The 22,395-nt window shown below is 54.4% G+C and carries 11 protein-coding genes; 3 read left to right on the top strand and 8 right to left on the bottom strand.

Annotation, left to right across the window (positions count from 1 at the left end; all coding sequences use genetic code 11):
• Nucleotides 1-6: 6 nt before the first annotated feature.
• The 4 genes from CCY01nite_RS10760 to CCY01nite_RS10775 form a co-directional block, all read right to left on the bottom strand.
• Entirely contained in the window at nucleotides 7-3,375 is a 3,369-nt protein-coding gene (locus tag CCY01nite_RS10760) for a TonB-dependent receptor (RefSeq protein WP_186831002.1), read from the bottom strand.
• Between the two features lie 199 nt (nucleotides 3,376-3,574).
• Entirely contained in the window at nucleotides 3,575-4,717 is a 1,143-nt protein-coding gene (locus CCY01nite_RS10765; RefSeq protein ID WP_146860576.1) for a FecR family protein, read from the bottom strand.
• A 156-nt stretch (nucleotides 4,718-4,873) separates the two neighbouring features.
• A complete protein-coding gene (locus tag CCY01nite_RS10770) occupies nucleotides 4,874-5,434 on the bottom strand; it encodes an RNA polymerase sigma factor (RefSeq protein WP_146860579.1) in 561 nt (186 codons plus the stop codon).
• A 98-nt stretch (nucleotides 5,435-5,532) separates the two neighbouring features.
• Nucleotides 5,533-7,917: an ABC transporter permease gene (locus CCY01nite_RS10775; protein WP_146860582.1), complete on the bottom strand. Its 2,385-nt coding sequence runs from the start codon at nucleotides 7,915-7,917 to the stop codon at nucleotides 5,533-5,535.
• Between the two features lie 913 nt (nucleotides 7,918-8,830).
• Between CCY01nite_RS10775 and CCY01nite_RS10780 the strand changes: the two genes are divergently transcribed.
• The 3 genes from CCY01nite_RS10780 to CCY01nite_RS10790 are packed head-to-tail and all read left to right on the top strand — an operon-like array spanning nucleotide 8,831 to nucleotide 15,147.
• Complete coding sequence (locus tag CCY01nite_RS10780; RefSeq protein WP_246129903.1) at nucleotides 8,831-12,073, top strand: SusC/RagA family TonB-linked outer membrane protein; 3,243 nt, start codon at nucleotides 8,831-8,833, stop codon at nucleotides 12,071-12,073.
• A 10-nt stretch (nucleotides 12,074-12,083) separates the two neighbouring features.
• Nucleotides 12,084-13,601 (top strand): SusD/RagB family nutrient-binding outer membrane lipoprotein, encoded by a 1,518-nt coding sequence (locus CCY01nite_RS10785; RefSeq protein ID WP_146860588.1) that lies wholly within the window; start codon nucleotides 12,084-12,086, stop codon nucleotides 13,599-13,601.
• A 19-nt stretch (nucleotides 13,602-13,620) separates the two neighbouring features.
• Nucleotides 13,621-15,147, top strand: coding sequence for a DUF5689 domain-containing protein (locus CCY01nite_RS10790; protein ID WP_146860591.1), 1,527 nt, complete (start codon nucleotides 13,621-13,623; stop codon nucleotides 15,145-15,147).
• Nucleotides 15,148-15,223: 76 nt separating this feature from the next.
• On the opposite strand, the gene CCY01nite_RS10795 is transcribed toward CCY01nite_RS10790, so the two are convergent.
• From CCY01nite_RS10795 to CCY01nite_RS10810, 4 genes are read right to left on the bottom strand one after another with little or no spacing between them, the layout of a single operon-like run.
• Nucleotides 15,224-15,616: a hypothetical protein gene (locus CCY01nite_RS10795; RefSeq protein ID WP_146860593.1), complete on the bottom strand. Its 393-nt coding sequence runs from the start codon at nucleotides 15,614-15,616 to the stop codon at nucleotides 15,224-15,226.
• Between the two features lie 18 nt (nucleotides 15,617-15,634).
• The gene (locus CCY01nite_RS10800) at nucleotides 15,635-17,473 is read right to left on the bottom strand and encodes a RagB/SusD family nutrient uptake outer membrane protein (RefSeq protein ID WP_146860596.1); all 1,839 of its coding nucleotides are present in this window, start codon (nucleotides 17,471-17,473) and stop codon (nucleotides 15,635-15,637) included.
• An 18-nt stretch (nucleotides 17,474-17,491) separates the two neighbouring features.
• Nucleotides 17,492-20,575, bottom strand: a complete 3,084-nt coding sequence (locus tag CCY01nite_RS10805) for a SusC/RagA family TonB-linked outer membrane protein (RefSeq protein WP_146860599.1) — start codon at nucleotides 20,573-20,575, stop codon at nucleotides 17,492-17,494.
• A 21-nt stretch (nucleotides 20,576-20,596) separates the two neighbouring features.
• The gene (locus CCY01nite_RS10810) at nucleotides 20,597-22,387 is read right to left on the bottom strand and encodes a RagB/SusD family nutrient uptake outer membrane protein (protein ID WP_146860602.1); all 1,791 of its coding nucleotides are present in this window, start codon (nucleotides 22,385-22,387) and stop codon (nucleotides 20,597-20,599) included.
• Nucleotides 22,388-22,395 lie beyond the last annotated feature (8 nt).

The following is a 22,395-nucleotide window of genomic DNA, read 5'->3' on the forward strand; positions in this document are numbered from 1 at the left end:
TCGTTTTTAGAATTTAACATTGAGCCCCAGTGACCAGGTGCGAACGAAGGGATAGGAGTACGCATCATTGCCTTCCTCCGGATCATAAGATCCGTCCCAGGTACCCTGACTGGATTCCCAGAGGTTCTCGCCGCTGAAATAGATCCTCACGGCTGCCAGCTTTATCCGGCTGATCAGGGAAGCGGGCAGGGAATAGCCGACCTGCAGATTTTTCAACCGCACATAGGCGGTGTTCACCAGCTGGTTGGAGGAAGGAATGTAGTTCCAGTTGAGCGTGGTGTTGTCCATGCTCAGGCGGGGATATTTGGCGTCCGGCCTTTCGGGCGCCCATGTTTTTTCATAAAAATAGGCCAGCGGCTGCGCCCAGTATTTGTTGAACGGACGGTAGAATTCGTCGCCGCTGCGGATGATGTTCCGTTTCCCGACGCCCTGTACAAAGGCGGCGAAGTCGATCCCTTTCCACTGCGCGCTCAGGTTCACAAAGTAGTTGTAGCGGGGGGCGGGGTTGCCGAGGAAAACCAGGTCACCGGCAGTGGAAATGCTGCCGTCGCCATTCAGATCGCGGTACCTGGCGTCGCCCACGGAAAGGGTGCCGGGCAATCCTTTTTTGGCGCTGCCGTCAGGGTTCTTTTTATATTCTTCCAGTTCCTTATCGTTCTGAATGATGCCGTCATACACATATCCGAAATAGGAGCTTTGCGGGTAACCCTGCTTGGTGCCGATCAGGCCGGTGCCTACGGGATCGGCGCCGCCAACGTATACCAGCTTGTTCTGGTTATCACTCAATCCTCCCCTTACGCCATATTCAAAGTTGCCGATGTGATCGTTCCATCCGAGGGACATCTCCCATCCGTGCACCCGCAGCTTTCCCGCGTTGGTGGTGGGGGGCGCTACGCCGAGCACTTCCGGCAGGGTAACGCTCAGCAGCATGTTCCGGTTTTCCTTTACAAAGTAATCGAAGCTCATGCTCAGCCTGGATTTCAGCAATGCAATGTCGATGCCCGCATTTTTCATTTCCACGGTTTCCCATGTTCTGTCCGGCGACGCCATGCCGGAAAGGGAAGCGGAGTTGATGCGCAGGCCGTTGCCGAAAGGATAGGCGGTGGTGCCGATGGTGATCAGCTGAATGTAGTTGTAATACCCCAGCCCGTTGATGTCCTGGTTGCCCATCTGCCCCCAGGAGGCGCGCAGCTTCAGGTCGTCGAACAGGTTGAGGCGCTTTACAAAATTCTCTTCCGATAAACGCCATGCCGCGGAGATGCTCGGGAACAGGGCGCTCCAGCGTTTGTCCGCCGCGAAGCGCGAACTGCCGTCCAGCCGCAGGCTGGCTTCCAGGATGTATTTGTTGTTGTACACGTATCCGAGCCGGGAGAAGAAGGAGTTCAATCCCCAAGCGAACGCGCCGTTGGTCGTAGAAAGCGTGGATTTATCCGCAAGATCGAACGAGAATATTTCGTTGCTGGAAAAATTGGTGCCCGAGGTAGTCAGTGATTCATAATGGTACGTTTCGCGGGAAGCGCCGGCCATCGCCGTTACATGATGTTTCCCGCCGAAAGTTTTGTCGTAGTCGAGATGACCGATGAAATTACCATAACGGCTTTTTGAATTGCTGAGGCTCGCGCGGTTGGGAACGTTCTGCGTGCGGGAGTTCTGGCTTTCGTCCCAGTTCCAGGTATAGAATGTTTTGAATTCCTTTTTATTGGTGGTGTTGCGCATGGTGATGCCCGCCTGGCCAACGAGCTTCAGGCCGTCCGCAAGGGTATATTCCAGCTTGAGGTTGCCGATGGCATTCTGTTCCGTGCTTTTGGCCTCACCGCCTTCCGCCATTTCCTGCAGGGGATTGACAAAGCCCTGCCATTGATAGTATTTGCCGCCCGGTGTTTTAGCGGGGACGAAGCTGGGCAGCTTAACGAAGTCTGACAGCACATTAAAAGTGCCGCTGGCCGGCGCGAGCATGGACGGCTCGAAATTGTCCTGCTCCTCGAAGGACAGTTTGATGAATGCTTTCAGGCGTTTGGACAGCGAGTGGTCGTAATTGACGCGGAGGTTGTAGCGGTTGCTGCGGTTGTCGCTCACGTTGTAGATGCCGCCGGTGTTGAAGAAACCGCCGGATATCACGTAGGCGGAATTGTCCGTACCGCCCGAAATATTCAGGTTGTGATATTGCTGCGATCCCGTTTTGTATAGCAGGCCGTTCCAGTCCGTGGTGGTAAAGAACTGCGGGAACCCGGCGATCACGCTGCCGGTGGGCGAGGGGTTGGGATCATTGTCCCGCATCCTTTGCAGGAATTCTTCGGAGAACTGTTTGGGCTTTCCGTCGTTGACGTTCGCTTCGTTGTACATCAGCGCGTACTGAAGTGTGGTGGTCTTGTTCTTCAGGAAGGCCGGTGTTTTCAGCGCGAAGTTGGTGCTGTACTGGATCACCGGTTTGCCTTTTCGGCCGGATTTGGTGGTGATGAGGATCACGCCGCTGGCGGCTCTGGCGCCGTATATGGAAGCGGCCGCGTCTTTCAGCACAGAAACGCTTTCCACGTCGTTCGGGTCTATGATCCCGAGGGGATTGGGAATACCGTCTATGATCACGAGCGGGCCGCCGCCATTGATGGAAGAGATACCGCGGATATCGAACGAATATCCTTCGCCGCCGGGCCTGCCGCTGGTGCGGGTGACGGTGAGGCCCGGCATTACGCCCTGGATGGCGCTTAACAGGTTGGTGGAAGGTTTGGAGCCGATGTCTTTACTGGTGATCACGCCTACGGCGCCGGCGAGGGTTTCTTTTTTGGCGGTGCCGTACCCCACTACCACCACTTCACCGAGGTCCTGCAGGGAAGCTTTCATCACAATGTTGATCACGCTTTTATCGCCCACAGTGACCTCCTGCTCCTGCATGCCGGTGAACCGGAATTGCAGCACGGCATTCCCGTCCGCCACTTCAATGGCGAAGGTGCCGTCCGGCGCGGTGATGGCGCCTTTGCCGGTACCTTTCACCTGTATGGTAACGCCCGGCAGGGCTTGCCCGTTTTCATCCGTCACCTTTCCGCTCACCGGCAGCTGCCGCGGTTTTTCTTCCGGCAGCGGCGTCTGCCGGCGGGTGATGATGATCGTTTTGTCCACTACGGAATAGGTGAAAGGGGTATGCTCAAAGCAGGCTGTCAGCACCTCGTCGATCGGCGCGGCCTGTACCGATACGTTCACGTTCTTCACTTCTTTCAGCCAGTGCTGATTGTAGAAGAACAGGTAGCCTGTTTGTTTTTTTATTTCGTTCAGTACTTTTTCAAGCGGCATGTTACGCGCTGTCAGCGTGACTTTCTGCGCATAACCGGTGGCGCTTACCTGCAGGCAGGCCACCAATAATATGAGCACTGTTATTTTCATGATCTTGACGAGTTGTGGTACAGGACTCCCTTTGCCTTGTGCAGTTAATTGCATAGCTTTACGTTGTTTCGGGTGGATAATAAAATAGCTTTAACAGAGATTGTTTTAATACGCCCTTAACTGGCCGGGAACGCTGGAACGTTTCCGGTTTTTTTGGCGCTTTTCACGTGGTATCTATTCTTTCATGCGCTAGTGTTTTTTACGGTAATACGATTATTTTTCCTTCTTCCATAGAGAATTGCAGTCCGCTCAGCTCCAGTATTTTCAGCACTTGCGAGAGATTTGAATTGCGGGACACGTAGCCGCCGAAGCGCAGTGCCGGCACTGCTCCCTTGTATTCCACGGTTACGTCGTACCATCGCGAGAGCTGCCGCATGATGGTGGCTACATCCGCTTCCCGGAACGAGAACATGCCGTTCTTCCAGGCCAGCGCGTCTTCGGTGTTTACACCGGAGAGCACCTTCCATGCGCCCTGTTTATCCAGTGCGGCCTGCTGGCCGGGTTTCAGGCGGTGGCCGGCGTGGCCGCTGCTGACCTGTACGGCGCCTTCCAGCAGGGTAGTTTGAATGGCGGCTTCTTCGGGGTAGGCCATGATGTTGAAATGGGTGCCCAGTACCGTCACCTGCATATCCCGCACCTGTACTTTGAAAGGCTTCTCCGCCTGCGGCGCGATCTCGAAGTATCCTTCTCCGGTCAGCTCCACTTTACGTTCGTTGCCGGTAAAAGCAGTGGGGTAACGAAGCGAGGAGCCCGCGTTCAGCCATACCTTGCTGCCGTCCGCCAGGGCCACGCAGAACTGCCCGCCGCGTGGCGTGGTGAGGGTGTTGTATTGCACCATGGCGCCGTCCGGCGTTTGTGCATAGGCCAGCAAACCGGCGCCGAGGTTGAGCTTGCTGCCGCCCAGTTTATGCACGGCGGTGCTGTCCAGCGCAATCACATCGCCATTGGCGAGCGTGAGCAGGGCCTTGTTGCCGCCGGGCGCTACGTCATGCGGAACGGGGTGGACGGCCAGCTGTGCGGGTTCGCGGTGTTGTTCCTTCCCGCTGAAAAAGTAAAAGGCGGCACTGACAGCCACTATCGCCGCCGCCGCTGCCGCTACTTTCGGCCATATCCTTCTCCTGACGGGAACAATTGGCGGTTCCTGTTCGTCAATAGCGGAATGGATGCGGGAAAGCAGCCGTTCTTCCAGCGTGGCGTCTTCCGGAACGGCCAGCTGTTCGTTTTCTTTTTGTATATGCCGGAAATAGGCTTCCACGAACTTTTCTTCTTCGGGGGAGGCCTTGCCGTGGAGGTATCTGTCCACCATTTCCTGCAATTCTTTTTTGCTTTCAGGGTTTACCATGCATACAAGACACAGAAAGCAGACGAACTCCCAAGCGGGTGGAATTTTTTTTTTGGACAGGCGTTGGCAGCTGCCGTCATCTGCCGTTGCGTCGCACACTTGTGCGGCGGCAGTGCTGTCAGCGGTTTGTGTGTGGGCGATAAATAACGATATGCGTCAGAAACCTGCCAGTAATAGCAGGAAAGCGGTAAGACCCGCTTTTGCGAACAGTCCCTGTACGGCGGTGTGCAGCTGGTTCTGCACGGTTTTCTGGGCGAGGCCGAGGCGGGAAGCGATCTCCTGTGTGGAAAGGCGGTCAGCAAAATGGAGCAGGAATATTTCCCGGCGTTTTACCGGCAAGGTATCAATGTATTGCACAACGAGGTGCATCATCTCTTTTTCCCTGATCAGTCCGTCCGCTGTAAAAGACGAAGTGGCGATCGCCTCGAAAGGCTCATAAAAAGCATCTTTCACGAGGTCCCTTTGCACGTAGTTCAGTATCCGCGAGCGAACAGCGGTGTATAAATAGGCTCCGGGGTTTTCTATCTGCCAGTCCCTCCGGTGCAGCCAGAGCGCCGTAAAGAGGTCCTGGATGATGTCCGCCGCCTGCGCCGGGTCTTGCAGGCTGCGGTAAGCAATGTCGTATAATGTTTTCCAGTAACGGCGGTAGATGAAGTTAAAGGCAGTACGGTCATCCTCCTGCAGCAGCAGGAACAATTCCTTATCCGTACAATTCATATAGAAAGAGTGATCTGCCAATGTAAAGGCCCTTTAACGCATTGAATTTACTCAAAGGAAAGGAAATAATATGAATTGAAAGTTAAGAAATTGAAACCTTACTCCGAACGCAGGCTCTTCACCGGGTTCATCGTTGCGGCCCTGATGCTCTGGAAGCTGATGGTCAGCAGCGTGAGCGCCAGCGCCCCCAGGCAGGTGCCGGCAATGATCCACAGGGATATGTCCGCACGATAATCATAGCGCTGCAGCCAGCTGTTCATAAAATACCAGGACAGCGGCACGGCGATCAGCAGGGAGATGGTTACCAGCAGCACAAACTCCCTCGACATCAAACGCCACAAATTGAAAATAGAAGCCCCCAGCACTTTGCGCACCCCGATCTCCTTCACCCGCTGCTCCGCCATGAAAGAAGCCATGCCAAAGAGCCCCAGGCAGCTGATGAAAATGGCGAGGACGGAGAAGATGCCGGACAACTTGCCGATGCGCTGCTCCGCATCGAACTTGTTCGCATATTGTTCGTCCACGAATTGATACTTGAAGGGTGCGTCGGGATTGTATTTTTTGAGAATTGCTTCGGTTTTGGACAGCACTTCCGATGTTTGCCAGGCGGAGTTTATCCGCGCCACGATCATGCCGGGGTTTTCGTAATCCATCATGAAAACGGTGCGGAAAACCGGCTGGTACGGCGATTCCATCACCATGTCCTTCACCACGCCGATCACGGTAAAAGGTTTGCCGTCCACCTTTACGATCTCGCCCACCGGATCTTTAAAGCCCATGAACGCCGCGGCGGATTCATTGAGGACCATGCCGGTGCTGTCTGATGCGAAGTCCCGCGAAAAATCACGTCCCGCCACGATCTGCCAGTTAATGGTCTTACCATAATCATGCGTGACGCCGATGGTGCCGAAGTTGCCCTGGGTGCCGGGCTGCATTCCTTTCCACGTGTAGCCGTTATTGATAGTGTTTACGCCGGTGACCTCGCTGGAAGTATATGCCATGGAGGTGATGGCGCCGGAGGCGATCAGCTCGTCCCTGATCAGGGAGAAATGATCTTTCAGCTCCGGGGAAGCCATGGGGATGCCCAGCAGCCCTTCCCGGGTGTAGGCCACGGGGCGGTCCATCGCAAACCGCACCTGCCGGAACACCACCACCGTGCCGATAATGAGGATAACGGACACCGTGAACTGCACCACTACCAATACTTTGCGGGGAACAGCCGCGAAGCGGCCGGCCCTGAAGGTGCCCTTCAATACTTTCACGGGCTGGAAGGAAGAAAGGTACAGTGCCGGATAGCTGCCTGCGATCAGGCCGGTGAACAATGTAAAGCCGGTGCCCGCCAGCCAGAACAGCGGCGCTCCGAATGGAATGCTCACCTTTTTGTCTGCTATTTCGTTGAACAGCGGGAGGCAGACCTGCACCAACGCGAGGGACAGGATGAACCCGATCGCCGCCAGCAGCAGCGATTCACTGAAGAACTGCGTCAGGAGCTGCCCGCGCACGGAGCCTACCGCTTTGCGGATGCCCACTTCCCGGGCCCTTTTTTCCGAGCGGGCCGTGCTGAGGTTCATGAAGTTGATGCAGGCCAGCAGCAGCACAAAAACGCCGATGATGCCGAAAAGCCAGACGAACTGGATCCTGCCGCCGGTGTTCTTTCCGTCTTTCCAGTCGGCATACAGATGCCACTTGCTCATGGGATGAAGAAATATCTCGGGTTTGAATGCGGCGTCCTGCGCCCGCACTTTGTGCAGCTTCACATCTTTGATCTTTACGGACACCGTTTCCAGGTCCGCGTTGTCTGCCAGCTGCGCGTAAGCTTGTGTGAAGTTGGAGCGCCAGGGATTTTCCATCTGCCGGATCTCGGGGAAGCTGCTGAGGTACAGTTCCCAGGGCGCAATGAAGGCCAGGTCCCTGAATGCGGAATTATACGGAAGGTCCTCATACACGCCGGTCACTTTCACATTGATCCGGTCATCGATCTTCATCAGCTGGTCCATCGGGTCCGCGTCGCCGAACAGTGCTTTGGCCGTGGAGGCGGACAACATGATGGAAGCGGGATCATTCAGACCGGCGCGTGTGCCTTTCAGCATTTTAAGCGAGATCATTTCCGGGAAGCCCGGTTCAAAGTAGGTGCCGTCCCGGAATATCGCGTTGTTATCATGCGCCAGTATATGTTCATATACCCAGGAAGTCATGATCACATGCTTGAAGTCGCTGCCGTATTTCTCACGGATCTCCTGCCCGAGCAGGTAGGGCACGGCGGTTTGCGTGCCTTTTATATTGTTGAAGGTCTGGTGTTGCATGACCGCTACAATGCGGTCGTAATTCGCATGATTTTTACTGAACGTCACTTCATCCCTGATCCACAAACCGATCAGCAACGCCACTGCCATGCCGGTGCTTAATCCCGCAATATTGATCAGTGAGAATGTTTTATTCTTCAGGAGGTTCCTCCAGGCGATCTTGAGGTAGTTCTTAATCATGATCCGGTGGCTGCCAAGAAAATGCCAGTGTAAAGCTTGTTTTTATGATAACGGTTTATACATTATCAGAAACGAACAAGTGTCCGGTTTTGATACAACCGCTGTCCGTTTTTTGCGGGGATAAATAGCTGTGAGGGAAAATTTCGAAAACTTTCATTATATTACGGTACGGACTATCAAAAGAGAATGACGCATTGCCTTTTTTGCCTATGGAATGCTTTACTGTGGCGGATGTCATCACATTTTACCAAAATCTGTTCAATACTTTCACATTATTTCACTATTTCTTTAAAACGGTTAATTAAAATTAAATTTTGTTTAATTTAGTTTTTTCTTCTACTTTAGCATAGTCCCTTTGATGAATTAAAGAACAAATGTTTCCACGAATGACCGGCGTACAAGCCGGTTGTATCAACAGTCAGGATTTTTCGTGCAGGCTACGGTGGCGTCACCGGCTCCGGATTCGGTTCAGCCCGGAGCGGTCAAAAAAATTAATTCCCGTTATACAGGCTGCTGAAGCCTTTTCAAACCAAAATTCAATGCCATGAAAGAGCGACACCCTTTTGCCTTGCAGTGCCGGATCAATGCATGATCCTCTACGGCAAAGAACCTCGAAGTGTTACAGAAAATGTGCTGCATCCGTGACCGTGTACATGCCGTATGCCCGCGGACCACAGGAACGTTATGGAAAAATATGCTGTCTCCCTGGTCAGCATGATAGTTTTTTAAACAAAAATTAAATTCTCCGAAACATAATAATCGCTTAACATAAAGTTCATAATGCGCCTATATTTTTGCGCCCTTGAATGCTGCTATTCATTATATGGGGCGATTACATACGAATGAACTTATCACTGAAATCTGTTTAAAACTGTTATCGCAGGATAACCATTACATTAACAATCATCGTTGCATGAAACAATTTTTCCTACTTATCACCGGCCTGCAGTTGTGTGCCTTTGGCATCGCACCTGTTAAGGCTGCCTGGAAGCATCCCGTTGCTTCAAAACCTGAGAAAACAAAGGTTGCCGCAAATTATGAAGACGTTATCGTACGCGGTAAAGTAACCGATGAAAAAGGAGAGGCCCTGATTGGTGTGAACATTAAAGTCAAGAACGGCAAAGGCGGAACGATCACCGATCAGAACGGCAACTACATGTTAACGCTCCCGGAAGGCAAGTCTGTGCTTGTGTTTTCCTTCCTGGGGTTCCTTCACCGCGAAGTGGCCGTGGACAAAACGCAGGTGCTGAACCTGCAGCTTTCTCCGGATCCCAAGGCGCTGGATGAAGTGGTGGTGACCGCGCTCGGCATCAAACGCGATGAGAAAGCGCTTGGCTACGCCGCCACCGTGGTAAAGGGCGAAGAATTGACGAATGCCATGTCCGGCAACTGGACGGATGCATTGTCCGGAAAGGTTGCGGGGTTGAACCTCCTGCGCTCCAACTCGGGCCCTACCGGTTCCAACAAGATCATCCTGCGCGGTGAAACCAACCTGACCGGCGGCGGTGAAGCGCTGATCGTGGTGGATGGTGTGGTGATCGGCGGCAGTTCCCGCCGGACCGCAGTTTCCGGTGAAGATATTTACGGAACGGGCAGCGACAACATGCCGGCGGACTACGGTTCCGGTCTGAACGACATCAACCCGGAAGACATTGAGTCCATTACCGTGCTGAAAGGCCCCGGCGCCGCGGCCTTGTATGGCGAACGCGGTGCGAACGGCGCCCTCATCATCACCACCAAATCCGGCAGCTCCAAAAGGAAAGGGCTGGGCGTTACCATCAACTCCAACGCTTCCATAGAAGATGTGAACCGCTGGCCTGACCTGCAATATGAATACGGCCAGGGCCTGGACGGCATGGATTACTATTCTTACGGTGCGTCTGCAGACGGTTCCAGCACCTCCGGCACCAGCTCTGCATATGGACCGAAGTTCGATGGACAAAGCTTTTTCCAGTACGATCCGAATTTGCAGGCGGTCGGTAAGGAAAGAACGCCCTGGGTAGGCTACCCCGGCAAGATCAACAAATACTTCCAGACAGGTGAAACCTTCACCAATACCATCAGCGTAGACGGCGGAACAGACAGGACCACCGCACGCTTCTCCGTGACAGATGTACGCAATACCTGGATCACGCCGAACACCGGCTATGCAAGGAACACCGTGGCCATGTCCGTCAACTCCAAAGTGAACGACAAGCTGCGGATCTCCTCCAAAATAAACTATACGAATAAACGAAGCGATAACCTTCCGGGCGCGGGCTACGGCAACCAGTCCATCATGTACTGGTACATCTTCTGGCAGCCGAATGCGGACCCGGACTGGTTAAGGGACTACTGGACGCACGGCCAGGAAGGGCAGAAGATCAGGTATCCGTTCAGCTCCTATCCGGAGAACCCCTATGCCATTGCCTACGAATTCCTCAACGAATCCAACCGCCACGGCGTAACGGGCAACGTGCAGGCTACTTACGATTTCACCAAGGAGCTGAGCCTGATGGTGCGCACCTCTATGGACATGACCTATGAGCAGCGCGCGCAAAAACGCCCCTTCGACGCGGGCGCCAAGATGAAAAACGGCAGCTACCGCACGCAGAGCATTTTCTCCCAGGAAATGAGCAGCGACTTCCTCCTGAAGTATGCGAAGAAAATAAACAAGGATTTCGACTTCTCCATCACTGCCGGCGGAAGCATGCTGCGGAACAATTATAATAAAGATGAAGTGCGGGCGGACTCCCTGACCTATCCCGGCATCTACATTATGGCGAATGCCGCGGGACCGCTGGTAACATTGCCCTGGAAAAGCAAACTCGCTATCAACAGCTTTTACGGGATGTTCACCGCGGGTTATAAGGATTTCCTTTTCCTGGACCTGACGGCGCGTCAGGACTGGAACAGCGCACTGGCCACGCCGGAACGTACTACGAATGCAGGGTTCTTTTATCCCGCCGCAAATGTGAGCTTCATATTATCTGAAGTAGTAAAAATGCCGAAAGCATTCGACTTCACGAAGCTCCGCTTCTCCGCGGCGAGCGTGGGCAGCGGTCTTACTACCGCTTACAGAACAGCATACAACTACGAGCAGGCAGGCACGCTGTATCCCGGCGGCGCACTGCAGAACCCTTCTATATTAGCGAATCCGGATCTTCGTCCGCTCAGAACGGATGCATATGAAGCAGGCGTGAACGTGAAGATGCTGAAAGGCCGTATGGGCGCAGACATCGCCATATACACCAGCAATACGAAAGACCAGATCCTGGACCGCATCGTGGACCGTTCTTCCGGTTATACCCGCGCGGTGATCAATGCGGGCAATGTAAATAACAGGGGCATCGAGGTCGCGCTGAACGGCTCTCCCATCAAATCCTCCAAAGGATTTACCTGGAACACCGGCATCGTTTTCTCCGCCAACCGTAACAGGATCACCGAGCTGCCGGACAGCTCCATTGTACTGCAAACCGGCAGGGTAGGCGGCGGACAGCTGGTAGCGAAAGTAGGCGGCAGCATGGGCGACCTGTATGGAAGAGGCTACGTAAGGGCTCCGGACGGACAGGTGGTGTACGACGCAAAAACCGGTTTTGCGCTGATCAGCGAAGATGTGCAATACATCGGCAACACCATCCCAAAATGGAAGATCGGCTTCACCAACAGCTTCAGCTATAAGAACTTCAACCTGAGCCTGCTGTTCGATGCGCAATACGGCGCGGTAGCGCACTCCCTGATGCATTACAAGTTCTCCGAGCAGGGCAAGCTCACCAAAACGCTGCCCGGCCGCTACAACGGCATCATCGGTAACGGCGTGATCATGGATGCGGACGGAAAATACCGTCAGAACGATGTGATCGCGATGGACATTGACGAATACTACCGCTCGCACTACGGCGCGGACAATGCGGAAGGCAGCACCTTCAGCACGGACTTCATCAAGTTCAGGGAAGCGCGGCTGGATTACAACCTTGGTAAAGCAGCGCTGAAAAGGATCGGCATGCAACGCGCCACCATCGGCGTATATGGCCGTAACCTCGCTATCTGGTCAGACTGGCCGATGTTCGACCCGGAATTTGGTACACTGAGCGGAAGCGATATCGTAAAAGGTTTCGAGATCGGTCAGTTCCCTTCTACCCGTACGTTCGGCGTGAATTTAGTTCTTGGATTCTAATTTGAATAAAATGAAGAAGATTATAAATAAGATTACAGGCGCTGTACTATTGCTCAGCATGCTGGTCTCTTCCTGTACGAAAGATTTCAAGGAGATCAATACAAACCCGAATAACTCGCCTTTCGCGGTGCCCGCGCAAATGCTGGCCCCGGCCATGGTCAGCAGCATGACCTATAACATGCTGCGCAACCGGAACTTCAACAATGAGCTGATGCAGGTAACGGTGGACATGAGCGAATCCGAAGGCAGGGTGTTCCGGTACGACTTCCGCGCCAACTGGGCGGACTACCTTTACAACGGGCTGTACTCGGAGCTGACCAACTTCAAGGACATGTACAAATATGCAGCGGACAGCGTTGTGCTGAATGAATCTTACATGGGCGTGTCGCTGATCTGCCAGTCCTGGCTCTATTCCATCCTCACGGATACCTACGGCGATATTCCCTTTTCCGAGTCCAATCTTGCACGGGAAGGCGAGGTGTTTGAACCGAAGTTCGACCGTCAGAAAGATATCTACATGGGCATCTTCAGCAACCTGGAGAAGGCCAACACGCTGCTCGCCGCAGCGGAAGGCGACCTGACGCCTAACAGCGACCCGGTGTATTATGGCGATAACACCAAATGGCGCAAGTTCGGCAACTCGCTCTACCTGCGTTTGCTGTTACGCCTTTCCGGTAAAGCGGAAGTTTCCGACACCTGTATCAAAAAGATCAAGGAGATCGTGGAAACTAAAAAGTCCACCTACCCCATCATTTCCAGTAACGATGAATCCGCTATCCTGCGGTGGACCGGCGCCGGGCCTTTTGCTTCTCCGTACATCGGTGTAAGGGAGCAGGACTTCCGTTCTCCGGGCCTCGGCGAATTCTTCCTGGACAACCTGGTAAAATGGAACGATCCCCGCATCAACATTCCGGATTACGGTAAGGACGGTTTCAACAGGTGGGCCATTGCGCCTTCCCGCGGTTCTTACGTAGGCATCCCGAGCGGCTACGCGCCCGGCCAGAACCCCGAAAAGCGATCCTATTTCTATTCCAATACTTCCAAAGCGTCTATGCAAACGGAGCCGCTCACCGGCATGATCCTGAACTACGCGGAAATACAGTTCATCCTCGCGGAAGCGGCAGTGAAAGGCTGGATCAGCGGGTCCGCCGGCGATTTCTACAAGGCTGGCACGGAAGCGAGTATCAAGCTCTGGCTGCCGGACTACGACAAGCCCATCGAAGAATACCTGGCGGATGCGGATATCGACTGGCAGGAGGGTATGACGGAAGACGAGAAGATGGAACGCATCCATCTGCAGAAATACTACGCCCTGTTCTTTGTAGATATGCAGCAATGGTTTGAATACCGCCGCACCGGCCATCCCATATTGCCGAAAGGCCCCGGCCTGCGGAATAATGGCGTGATGCCCGCAAGGATGACTTACCCGGTATATGTGCAATCTACCAACCCTACCAATTATAAAGCCGCGGTAGCGGCGCAGGGGCCGGATGTGATCTCTACCGAAGTATGGTGGCAAAAACAATAACAGTCTAAAAAAACAGGCAATGAAAAAACTAACAATATATTTTTCTCTTTTGCTGTCGCTGGTCACGCTGTGGGGTTGTGAAACCGATAATACTTATCCCGGCGGACAATTAAGCCCGTTCATGGCTACGTACGATATCAGGAACCTCTACAGAGGCAGCGATGTAACGCTCACCACACAGAACATGATCGGCGCTACGCAGCTCACCGGCGTGGTAGTATCCGATCACTCCGGCGGCAACATGCCCGAAGGATTGCTGCTGATCCAGGACCGCCGCCGCCTTTCGCAGCTCCGCGGTATTGCGATCAACATCGGCGCGGACGCGGCGAATTATGTGCCCGGCGATTCGGTGGTAGTGACTGTTGACGGAGCGGTATTGAAAAGAGTGAACGGCATGCTGCAGCTCACCGGCGTTCCCGCTACAGCCGTGAAGAAAGTGGCTTCCGGCGTCAACATTCCGCTGAACCTGGTACGTTCCAGCCAGCTGCTGGCAGACCCGGAAAGATATGAAAGCACTTTTGTAGTGCTGGTGAAAGGTGGTTTTAACCCGCTGCCCAAGCCGGGGGACAAGCTGGCGGGCGAGAAAGTGATGAACGACGGTTTCGGGGAGATCATCCTGCATACAGAAGCGGATGCCGAATTTGCGGAAACACAGGCGCCTTTCAATGCCAACTATTACAGTGTTGTTTTCAATACACTGAACGATAAAGACTCCCTGGTGCCGCACCTCCGCGTTCGCACCAGCGAAGACATTGTAGTGCTCGGCTCGGAAGTGGTGAAAACGCCGGTGATCATCACCGGCTTTATGAGCGACCTGGACGGCGGCGACGGTAACTACGAATACGTGCAGATGATGGCTACGGAAGACATCGACTTTGCCGCAACGCCGTATGCCGTAGTGGTGACCGGTAACGCCAATGCCTCTACGCCGGCAGGCCACCCGATACAGGGATGGGCCACTGGCGGCAAGCGTACTTTCAAATTCAGTTTGTACGAAGGCTTCGCCGCGAAAGGTACTTTCTTCTATGTGGGCGGCTCCGGTAAAAAGATCAATGGCTCCAAATCTACCAGCATCGCCAGCTCCAACTGGATCAGGTCTTTCGACTATACCGTGCAGGGCGGCGACGCTTTCGGCAATCCTACCACCGGCCTGTTCCCCAACAGCGGCAACGCTTCCGGCGTTGCAGTGTTTGCGGACTCCGCGATCACTGTGGATTCAAAACCGGTAGACGTGCTCTTCGTTTCCACCGGGGGCAGCCTGTACACGCCGGGCCCGCCGCCGAGAGGGTATTTCATCACGAATACCGACTGGTATGATGTGAAGAATCCCATCACGCTTGAGGACCAGCCTTATTTCATGTCCGGCTCCAACACGCTTGCGCTCAAGTACAACGGCGGCCAGCAATACTTCAACCTGATGGGCGGTGTATACAACGTTTCACTGGGTAAATGGACGACTGCCAGATCGCAGACCGCGTTGCTGCTGAACAGGCAATCTGTTATTACGGATATTGAAGGAGAGGGGGCTACGCAGATGGTGGAGTAAGACATAGCAGTAATAAACAAAGAGGGCTGACCATTATTTTTTGGTCAGCCCTTTTACTTACTCAACCCTTATTCATCTAAGGCGTAACATTGATCGTAAACGTCCGGCTGGTGCGTTTGTTATCCGCATCCACCGCATCTACTCTTACGATTGTTTGCCGCGATATGCCGGACAGCGCGTAGTTGAGATTATACACATTCGGTGCAAGCTGGAAGTCCGTATAAGTTTCCAGCAGCGCATCGTTGCTGTACAGCTTTATTTCCTTCAGCTTCATGGGTGCGCTGACGCGCGCTTTAACCGTCCATTCGCTGTCGCCGCCGCTCAATGTGGTTGACACGAAGTCAGCGTTTTCCACCCGGTCATTTTCATAGAACAGCACTTCGGGCACGAATTTATCGAACAGATCGTCCTTTTTGCAGCTGCTGAAGGCAGCCAGCGCCAGTACACATAATAGCAATATCTTTTTCATCTGTTTAATATTTAAAGGTTACCAGCCGGGATTTTGCTGCATGTTTGGATTGTTGTTCACTTCTGACTGCGGCAGCGGCAGCAGGTTGTGCCGGGGTTGAAACACCCGTCTTTCCCATACCTTGATCGTGTATTCGAAGGTCCCGTCCAGCTTTTTGAATATATCATGCTCATACACCACTTTCTGCGTATGTTCCCCGATGAGCCAGCGGCGGATGTCGAAGAAGCGGTGCTCTTCAAATGCCAGCTCTATCCTGCGTTCGTTGCGGATGAACTTGCGCATCTGCTGCTGGTCGTTCACATTCCATCCATTTTTTGTAAATGTTTCCGTTACGTCCGGCATGTCCGCTCTTTCCCTGATCTGGTCGAGCACGCTGATCACTTCCGTGCGGGCGGCGCCGTCCGGCAGATATTCATTGAGCGCTTCGGCGTAGCTCAGCAGCATTTCCACGAAACGGTACAGCGGGAAGTTATGATTGGTTTGTCCGGTTACGCCGTTGTTCAGCGAGATGTTCTTCGGGTCCATGAACTTGCGGAGGAAGAGGCCGGTATGGCCGTACCCGGTAAGGTATTCCTGACCGAGGGAGCCGTCTTCACTGCGCCAGGGGTTGAACGTTACGCCGCCGAACCTGGAGCCATTGTACCAGAGCGAGTGATAGAAACGGGAATCCCTGTTTTCGTAGGGATGCTGCGGATCGAAGCCGGAAGCGGGATTCACCAGGAACTGCCCGTTGCCGTCGAGTAAGGGAACGCCATAGTCATCGGTCTGGTAAACAGGATACCCTTCTTTTGTTTCAAAGCAGGCGGCGTAGTTGTAGGTGGGCAGGGTGTAGGAGGCGTCTCCCGCTTTCTGCATCGCGCCGGGCAGCTGCCATTTATCCAGCTCGTTCGTCATGCCTTTTTTACCATAGCTGAGGATGATCTCCGGGTTTACGCGGGTGATGAAAACATTGAACCAGCCCATTGCCTTGTAGGAGCCGGGGTAGGAGTTCTTGGAACCGAAATAGTTGTTCGCTTCTGTTTTCACCACGAGGTTGTACACGGGCGCGCCGTTCTCGTCCGTATGGTCGATCACCGCTTTGGCGGCGTCCGCCGCTTCTTTCCAGCGGTTCACATCGTAGTCGCCCCATGACCAGGGGCTGGCAGGGCCGGAGGTGGTGCCGTTGAACAGCGGGCTGGCGAGGTGCAGCAGCAAACGCGCTTTGATGGCTTTGGCGAAGCCGCTGGTCACACGCATGTAATCGATGCCCGTTTGCCGGGCCGGGAGATGCGCCGCCGCGGTGTCGCATTGCGCGAGGATGAACTCTTTTACTTCCGCCAGGTTGGCGCGGGCGGAGTACAATTCGGGTGAATCGCGTTGCAGCACTTTGGTAATGATGGGCACGCCGCCGTACCAGCGTACCAGCTCCGCATAGTAAAATGCGCGGAGGCAGAGTGCTTCGTATTTCAGGCGGGTGCGTATCTCTTCATCGCTCATGTATTGCTCCGGATCGGGCGGCACATTGTCGATCTTGCTGAGGAAAAGATTGCAGGCGCGGATAGCGGCATAGTAGTCCGCCCAGCGCTTGAACTTGTCCGGCAGGCTCGTGGGATTGTAGGCGCCCACATGTACGTTGTTCACCCAACCCCACCAGGGCCGTGATTCGCCGTCGTCCGTAGCGGCGTCCAGGTATACGTTGTTATCCCATCCGTAAGGAATGCGGCGGTAGATGTCCGTCAGGAATTCCTTGGTGTACTTCGCGTTGGAGAACACCCTGTCTTCATTGAGATCTCCTGATTCCGCTTTGTCCAGCAGGCCCGCTCCGTCTTTGGTGCAGGAGAAGAGCAGGAGAAGCAGTAAATATTTTAACCGGTGCATAATTGATCGTTTTAAATGTTACAGGGAAACCCTGATGCCGAAATTCCAGGTTCTGAACTGCGGGTATGAATTACCTGTTTCGCTGCCCGATTCAGGGTCCCAGTTCAGCATGTCGTCGAAGGTCAGCAGGTTGGTGCCGTTGGCGAATATCCTTGCGCTGGATATTTTGATCTTTGACAGCATGGCTTTGGACAGGTTGTATCCTACTTCCACATTCTTCAGGCGGATGTAGTTGCGGGAATACAGCCAGTAGGTGGATTTCCGGTGGTTGTTGGTGTTTTCGCTCGGATGAAGGCGCGGATAAGTGGCATTATCCCAGGAGGAAGGATCGTCCGGGTTGTACCTGCCGAGGTGATGCTGCATCACTTTGCCGAGCGCAAAGAATTCCCATACCGCATCTTCCCGGAAATACATGTCCGCTCCGCCGGCGCCCTGCAGCAGGATGTTGACATCCACATTGCGGTAGCTGCCGCCGAAGGAGATGCCGTAGATATGCTGCGGCACCTTGCCTTTGCCGATGGCGCCCACATCATAGCTGTCTATGATGCCGTCGCCGTTCAAGTCCTTATACCGGATATCACCGGGATATACCACGCCAAAGGAAGGAATGGCGATATCTTTTTTGAGCACGGGGAAACCGCCTTCGAGCAGCAGCTCGCCGTTGCCGTCCTGCTCAAAGTCATTGCGGGAATACAGCCCCATGTCCGTCAACCCGAAATGCTGACCGATCTGCTTGCCTTCGATCCTTTGCCAGTCGTACCGCTTGCCCTCTTCATCGATCCGTTCAATGACGTTGCGCGCGAAGGTGAAATTACCTTTGATGAAATAGGTGAATGCGCCGACCTTGTCGTTATAGCTGACTTCAAAATCGATGCCCTTGTTGGTCACGCGGCCGATGTTTTCCGGCGGCAATCCCTGCCCGTCCTTTCTCGTATCGTTCTGCGGGTTGTTCATGCCGAACAGCAGGGGAATGGAATACGGGATGGCCAGGATGTCCCGGCGTTTTTCGAGGAACACGTCCGCCGTAACGGAGATCTTGCTGTTCATCATTTTTGCGTCAAAGCCGATGTTGGATTTTTTGGCTCTTTCCCAGGTCACGAAGGCGTTGCCGGGCTGACCTTCAATGATCCCTCTTTCAGAATTGGGATTCTCTCCCCAGAAATATTTCCATCCGTCTTCATTCGGCGCATAAATGTACCGTTGCTCATAGAGGTAGCTGAAGTCGCCGATCTTGTCATTCCCGATCTCGCCATACGATCCCCTGATCTTGAGGTAATTCACAAAATGAATGTTGTCTTTCCAGAATCTTTCTTCCGACGGCACCCAGCCCATAGACACAGCCGGGAAGAAGCCGAACCGCCGGCTGGGATCGAATTGCCGGGAACCGTTGTAGCCGGCGTTCACTTCAAAGAGGTATTTGCTGCGGTATGCGTAGGTGGCGCGGCCTACCCATCCGAGATAACCGGTGGGTATCCTGCCTTCATCGAAGTACTGGCTTTGCTGGTAAAGTATCATACCGGTAACGGCATGATCGTCGAAGGCGCGGTTGTAGTTGAAAGCGCCCTCAAAGGATTGCCTGCGCCTGCCGGGGCCTTTGCCGGTGGAAATGGACAGCTCGGTGGGAGATTTGTTGAGGATGTAGTCACCGAAGCGCGTGTATTCCCACAGTTCCGGTTTCTCCACAATATCCCTGCGGGATTCATAGTTGCTGTTGAAGCCGATGAGGGTGCGGAAGGACAGCCCTTTAATGAACATGCCCAGGTCCTGCGTAGCCTTGAACGCGCCTTCCAGCACATTGGTGTTGCGGTTGCGGTTGCCGAACTGCGAGAGCAGGGCGTAGGGGGACAGGCGTGTTTCGTCGGAACGCCCGCCGATGGAGCCGTCCGGGTTGATGTAGGGCGCCCAGTTGGGAGGGAGCCTGCGGAGCTTGTCGAACAGGTCTTCCCCGAAGTTCGGCTGCTTCCTTACTTCAAATCGTCCCGTCAGGTCTACACCTACTTTCAGGGTAGGGTTCACGGTGAAGTCCAGGTTCGAGCGGAAGCTGAAGCGCTCGAAGTTGGAGTTGGTTTCATACCGGGAGTTGGGTATTTCTTTATACAGCCCTTCCTGGTGAAGATGGTTGGCGGAGATGAAATATCCCAGCACTTCGTTGCCGCCTCTTACGCTGAGGTTGGACATTTGCTGCCAGGAACCGTCCCTTACAAAATCACGGTAGTAGTCATTATCGGGGTGCGTGTACGGGGAATTGCCGAGGCGGTAATGCTCGAGGTCGCTTGCGGAATATTCGGCCGGTTTGCCTTCGTTCTTCAGCGCTTCGTTGGTCAGCATGGCGAAGTCGTAAGAACCGAGGTATTCGGGAATGCGGATCGCTTCCTGTACGGCGGCTTGTGTGGACAGGCTCAATACCGGCCGGCCTTTGATGCCGCGTTTGGTGGTGATGAGGATCACGCCGTTCGCGCCGCGTACGCCGTAGGCCGCGGTGGCGGAGGCGTCTTTCAATACGGAGAATGTTTCAATGTCCGTCGGATCGATCTGCCGCCATTCTCTTTCCAGTCCGTCTACCAGTACCAGCGGTGCGGTGGTGTTGGTGGTAGCCATACCGCGCACGTATATCTCGGCATTGTCGCTGCCCGGCTTGCCGGCGCCCATGATGGTCACCACGCCGGACACACGGCCGGCGATGGCATTCGTAAGGTTGGGCGTGGATGATTTTTGCAGCTCTTCGGCATCCACCTGCGAGATGGCGCCTACTACGCTTGCTTTCTTTTGTGTGCCGTAGCCCACTACCACAATATCGCCCAGCTTCGTAGCGTCCGAAGCCAGCCTGATGTTAAAGTTGGAAATGTTTTTAATGGGCAGTTCCTGTGTTACATACCCGATGTAGGATATTTGCAGGATGCCCGTGTTGCCGGAAACGGTCAGCTTGAACCTTCCGTCGGGGTCGGTGATGGCGCGGTTGTTCGTGCCTTTTTCCATGACGTTCGCACCTATCAGCACTTCGCCGGCGTCGTCCACCACTTTGCCCGTGATCTCCCTGCTCTGCGCGAAAAGTTCCGGCAGGCAAAAGAGCAGCAGTATGATAATTGATAACAGTTTTTTCATCTTTCTGAGATTTAAGGTTACTTACCAGCCCGGGTTCTGGCGCATGTTCGGGTTACGGTTCACTTCTGTTTGCGGAATGGGGAAGAAGTAGTGTTTTTCTTCAAACACTTTGTTTTCCACCCGCACATCCGGATCATAGGTGAAGGAACCGTCGCTTTCTTTCGTGATCATGCATCCCCTGATGAACTGCGGCAGGTCTTCGATGATCATCCAGCGGCGCACATCGAAGTAGCGCTGGTTCTCGAATGCCAGCTCAATGCGGCGTTCGTTGCGGATGAGTGCGCGGAGGTTTTCCTGTGTGAGCGCGATGCCGCGGTTGGCGAAAGAGGTTTCCACATCCGGCATGCCCGCGCGTGCGCGCACGAGGTTCAGCGCCATTACCGGCGTGAGCGGGTTGTTGGAGGCGGGTACCACGTAAGCGGGGCCACCTGCTTCATTGCCTGCTTCCGCCAGGTTCAGCAGCACTTCCGCATACCGGAAATAAGACCAGTTATGATAGGCGTTGCCCGAGTTCCCCGCGGGGTTCACGTTGGCGTAGTCCGTGAACTTCAGCAGGTAGTAGGAAGTTTCGGTCTTTGCCAGGCCCTGCGCATTTTCACCGCCGGTATAGGTCTGGAAAGTGTAGTTGCTTTTGTTGGCGAACTTGGCGTATTTGGCGCCGTTGTAGATGATGCTGGCGTAGAAACGCGGGTCACGGTCCAGGTAAGGATCTTTGGCCTGCGCGGGATCGTCCCAGCTGAACAGGGTGCCGTCTTTCATCTCGTAGGCGTCTACCAGGTCCTGCGAGGGGCAGGTGCCGCCTTTCGCGTTGGTGAAGCCGGCGGGGAAGTTGTCGTTCTCCGTATCGCGGTTGGGCGTTCTCAGCCTGCCGAAGATGAATTCGCGGTTGCCGTTGCCCGCGCCCCATTCGTTAAAGTATTCCTTATAATTCCTGGCGCCGTCAGCGGTGGGTTGATAAAGCTGATACCATCCGAGGTCTACCACGTCCTGCGCTGCTTTTGCTGCGAGGGCCCAGCGGCCCGCGTCCACATTCCCGTAGGAGGTGAGCGAGTCGTCGCCCGCGCGGTTGTAGAGCGGGCTGGCGGCATATAACAGCACTTTAGCTTTCAGCGCCATACAGCTTCCGCGGTCCGCGCGGCCTACTTCGGTAGGTTCCGTGTAAGATTCATCCGGCAGGAGGGCGGCGGCTTCATCGCAGGAACGGGTGATGAAATCCACTACTGTGCGAACGGAATTCCTGGGCACCAGCACATCGTCAGACGCTTCAAAGGATTTGTCCACTACCGGAATGCCGCCCCATTTCTGGAACAGGAACCAGTGATGCAGCGCCCGCAGGAAGAGGGCTTCGCCCATCAGCCGGTTCCGGTATCTTTCGCTGACCGTGGTGGGCAGCAGGTGGAGGTTCTTGATGGCGGTATTGGCCTTGCGGTTACCGTGATAGCCGCCCCATTTCAGCCAGGAGCCGATCTCTCCCGCACCGTCGCTGGCGCGGTAGTAGCGCATGTTGGAAGGATTCCAGTTGCCCGCGCTCATGCGTTGCGCGGCGGAAGGAGAAGTTTTGTTCGTGGAGATATGCATGGCTTCGTCTGAAGCGGATGCCAGCATGGCATTACCGTCCAGCCAGTTGAAGCTGTTGGATACGTCCGCCGGAAGATCTGTGTAGGCGTTGTTCATGAAGAACTCGGCCCGCGCGGAATCGGAGAAGACGTATTCCGCCGATTTGAATTCCACGGGAACCACATACAGCGGGCGTTTGCAGCCGTACATCCATCCCGTTGCCATAACAGCTATAAAGAGTATGATTCTTTTCATTACAGGAA

This window comes from Chitinophaga cymbidii, assembly GCF_007992715.1.
Lineage (GTDB): Bacteria > Bacteroidota > Bacteroidia > Chitinophagales > Chitinophagaceae > Chitinophaga > Chitinophaga cymbidii.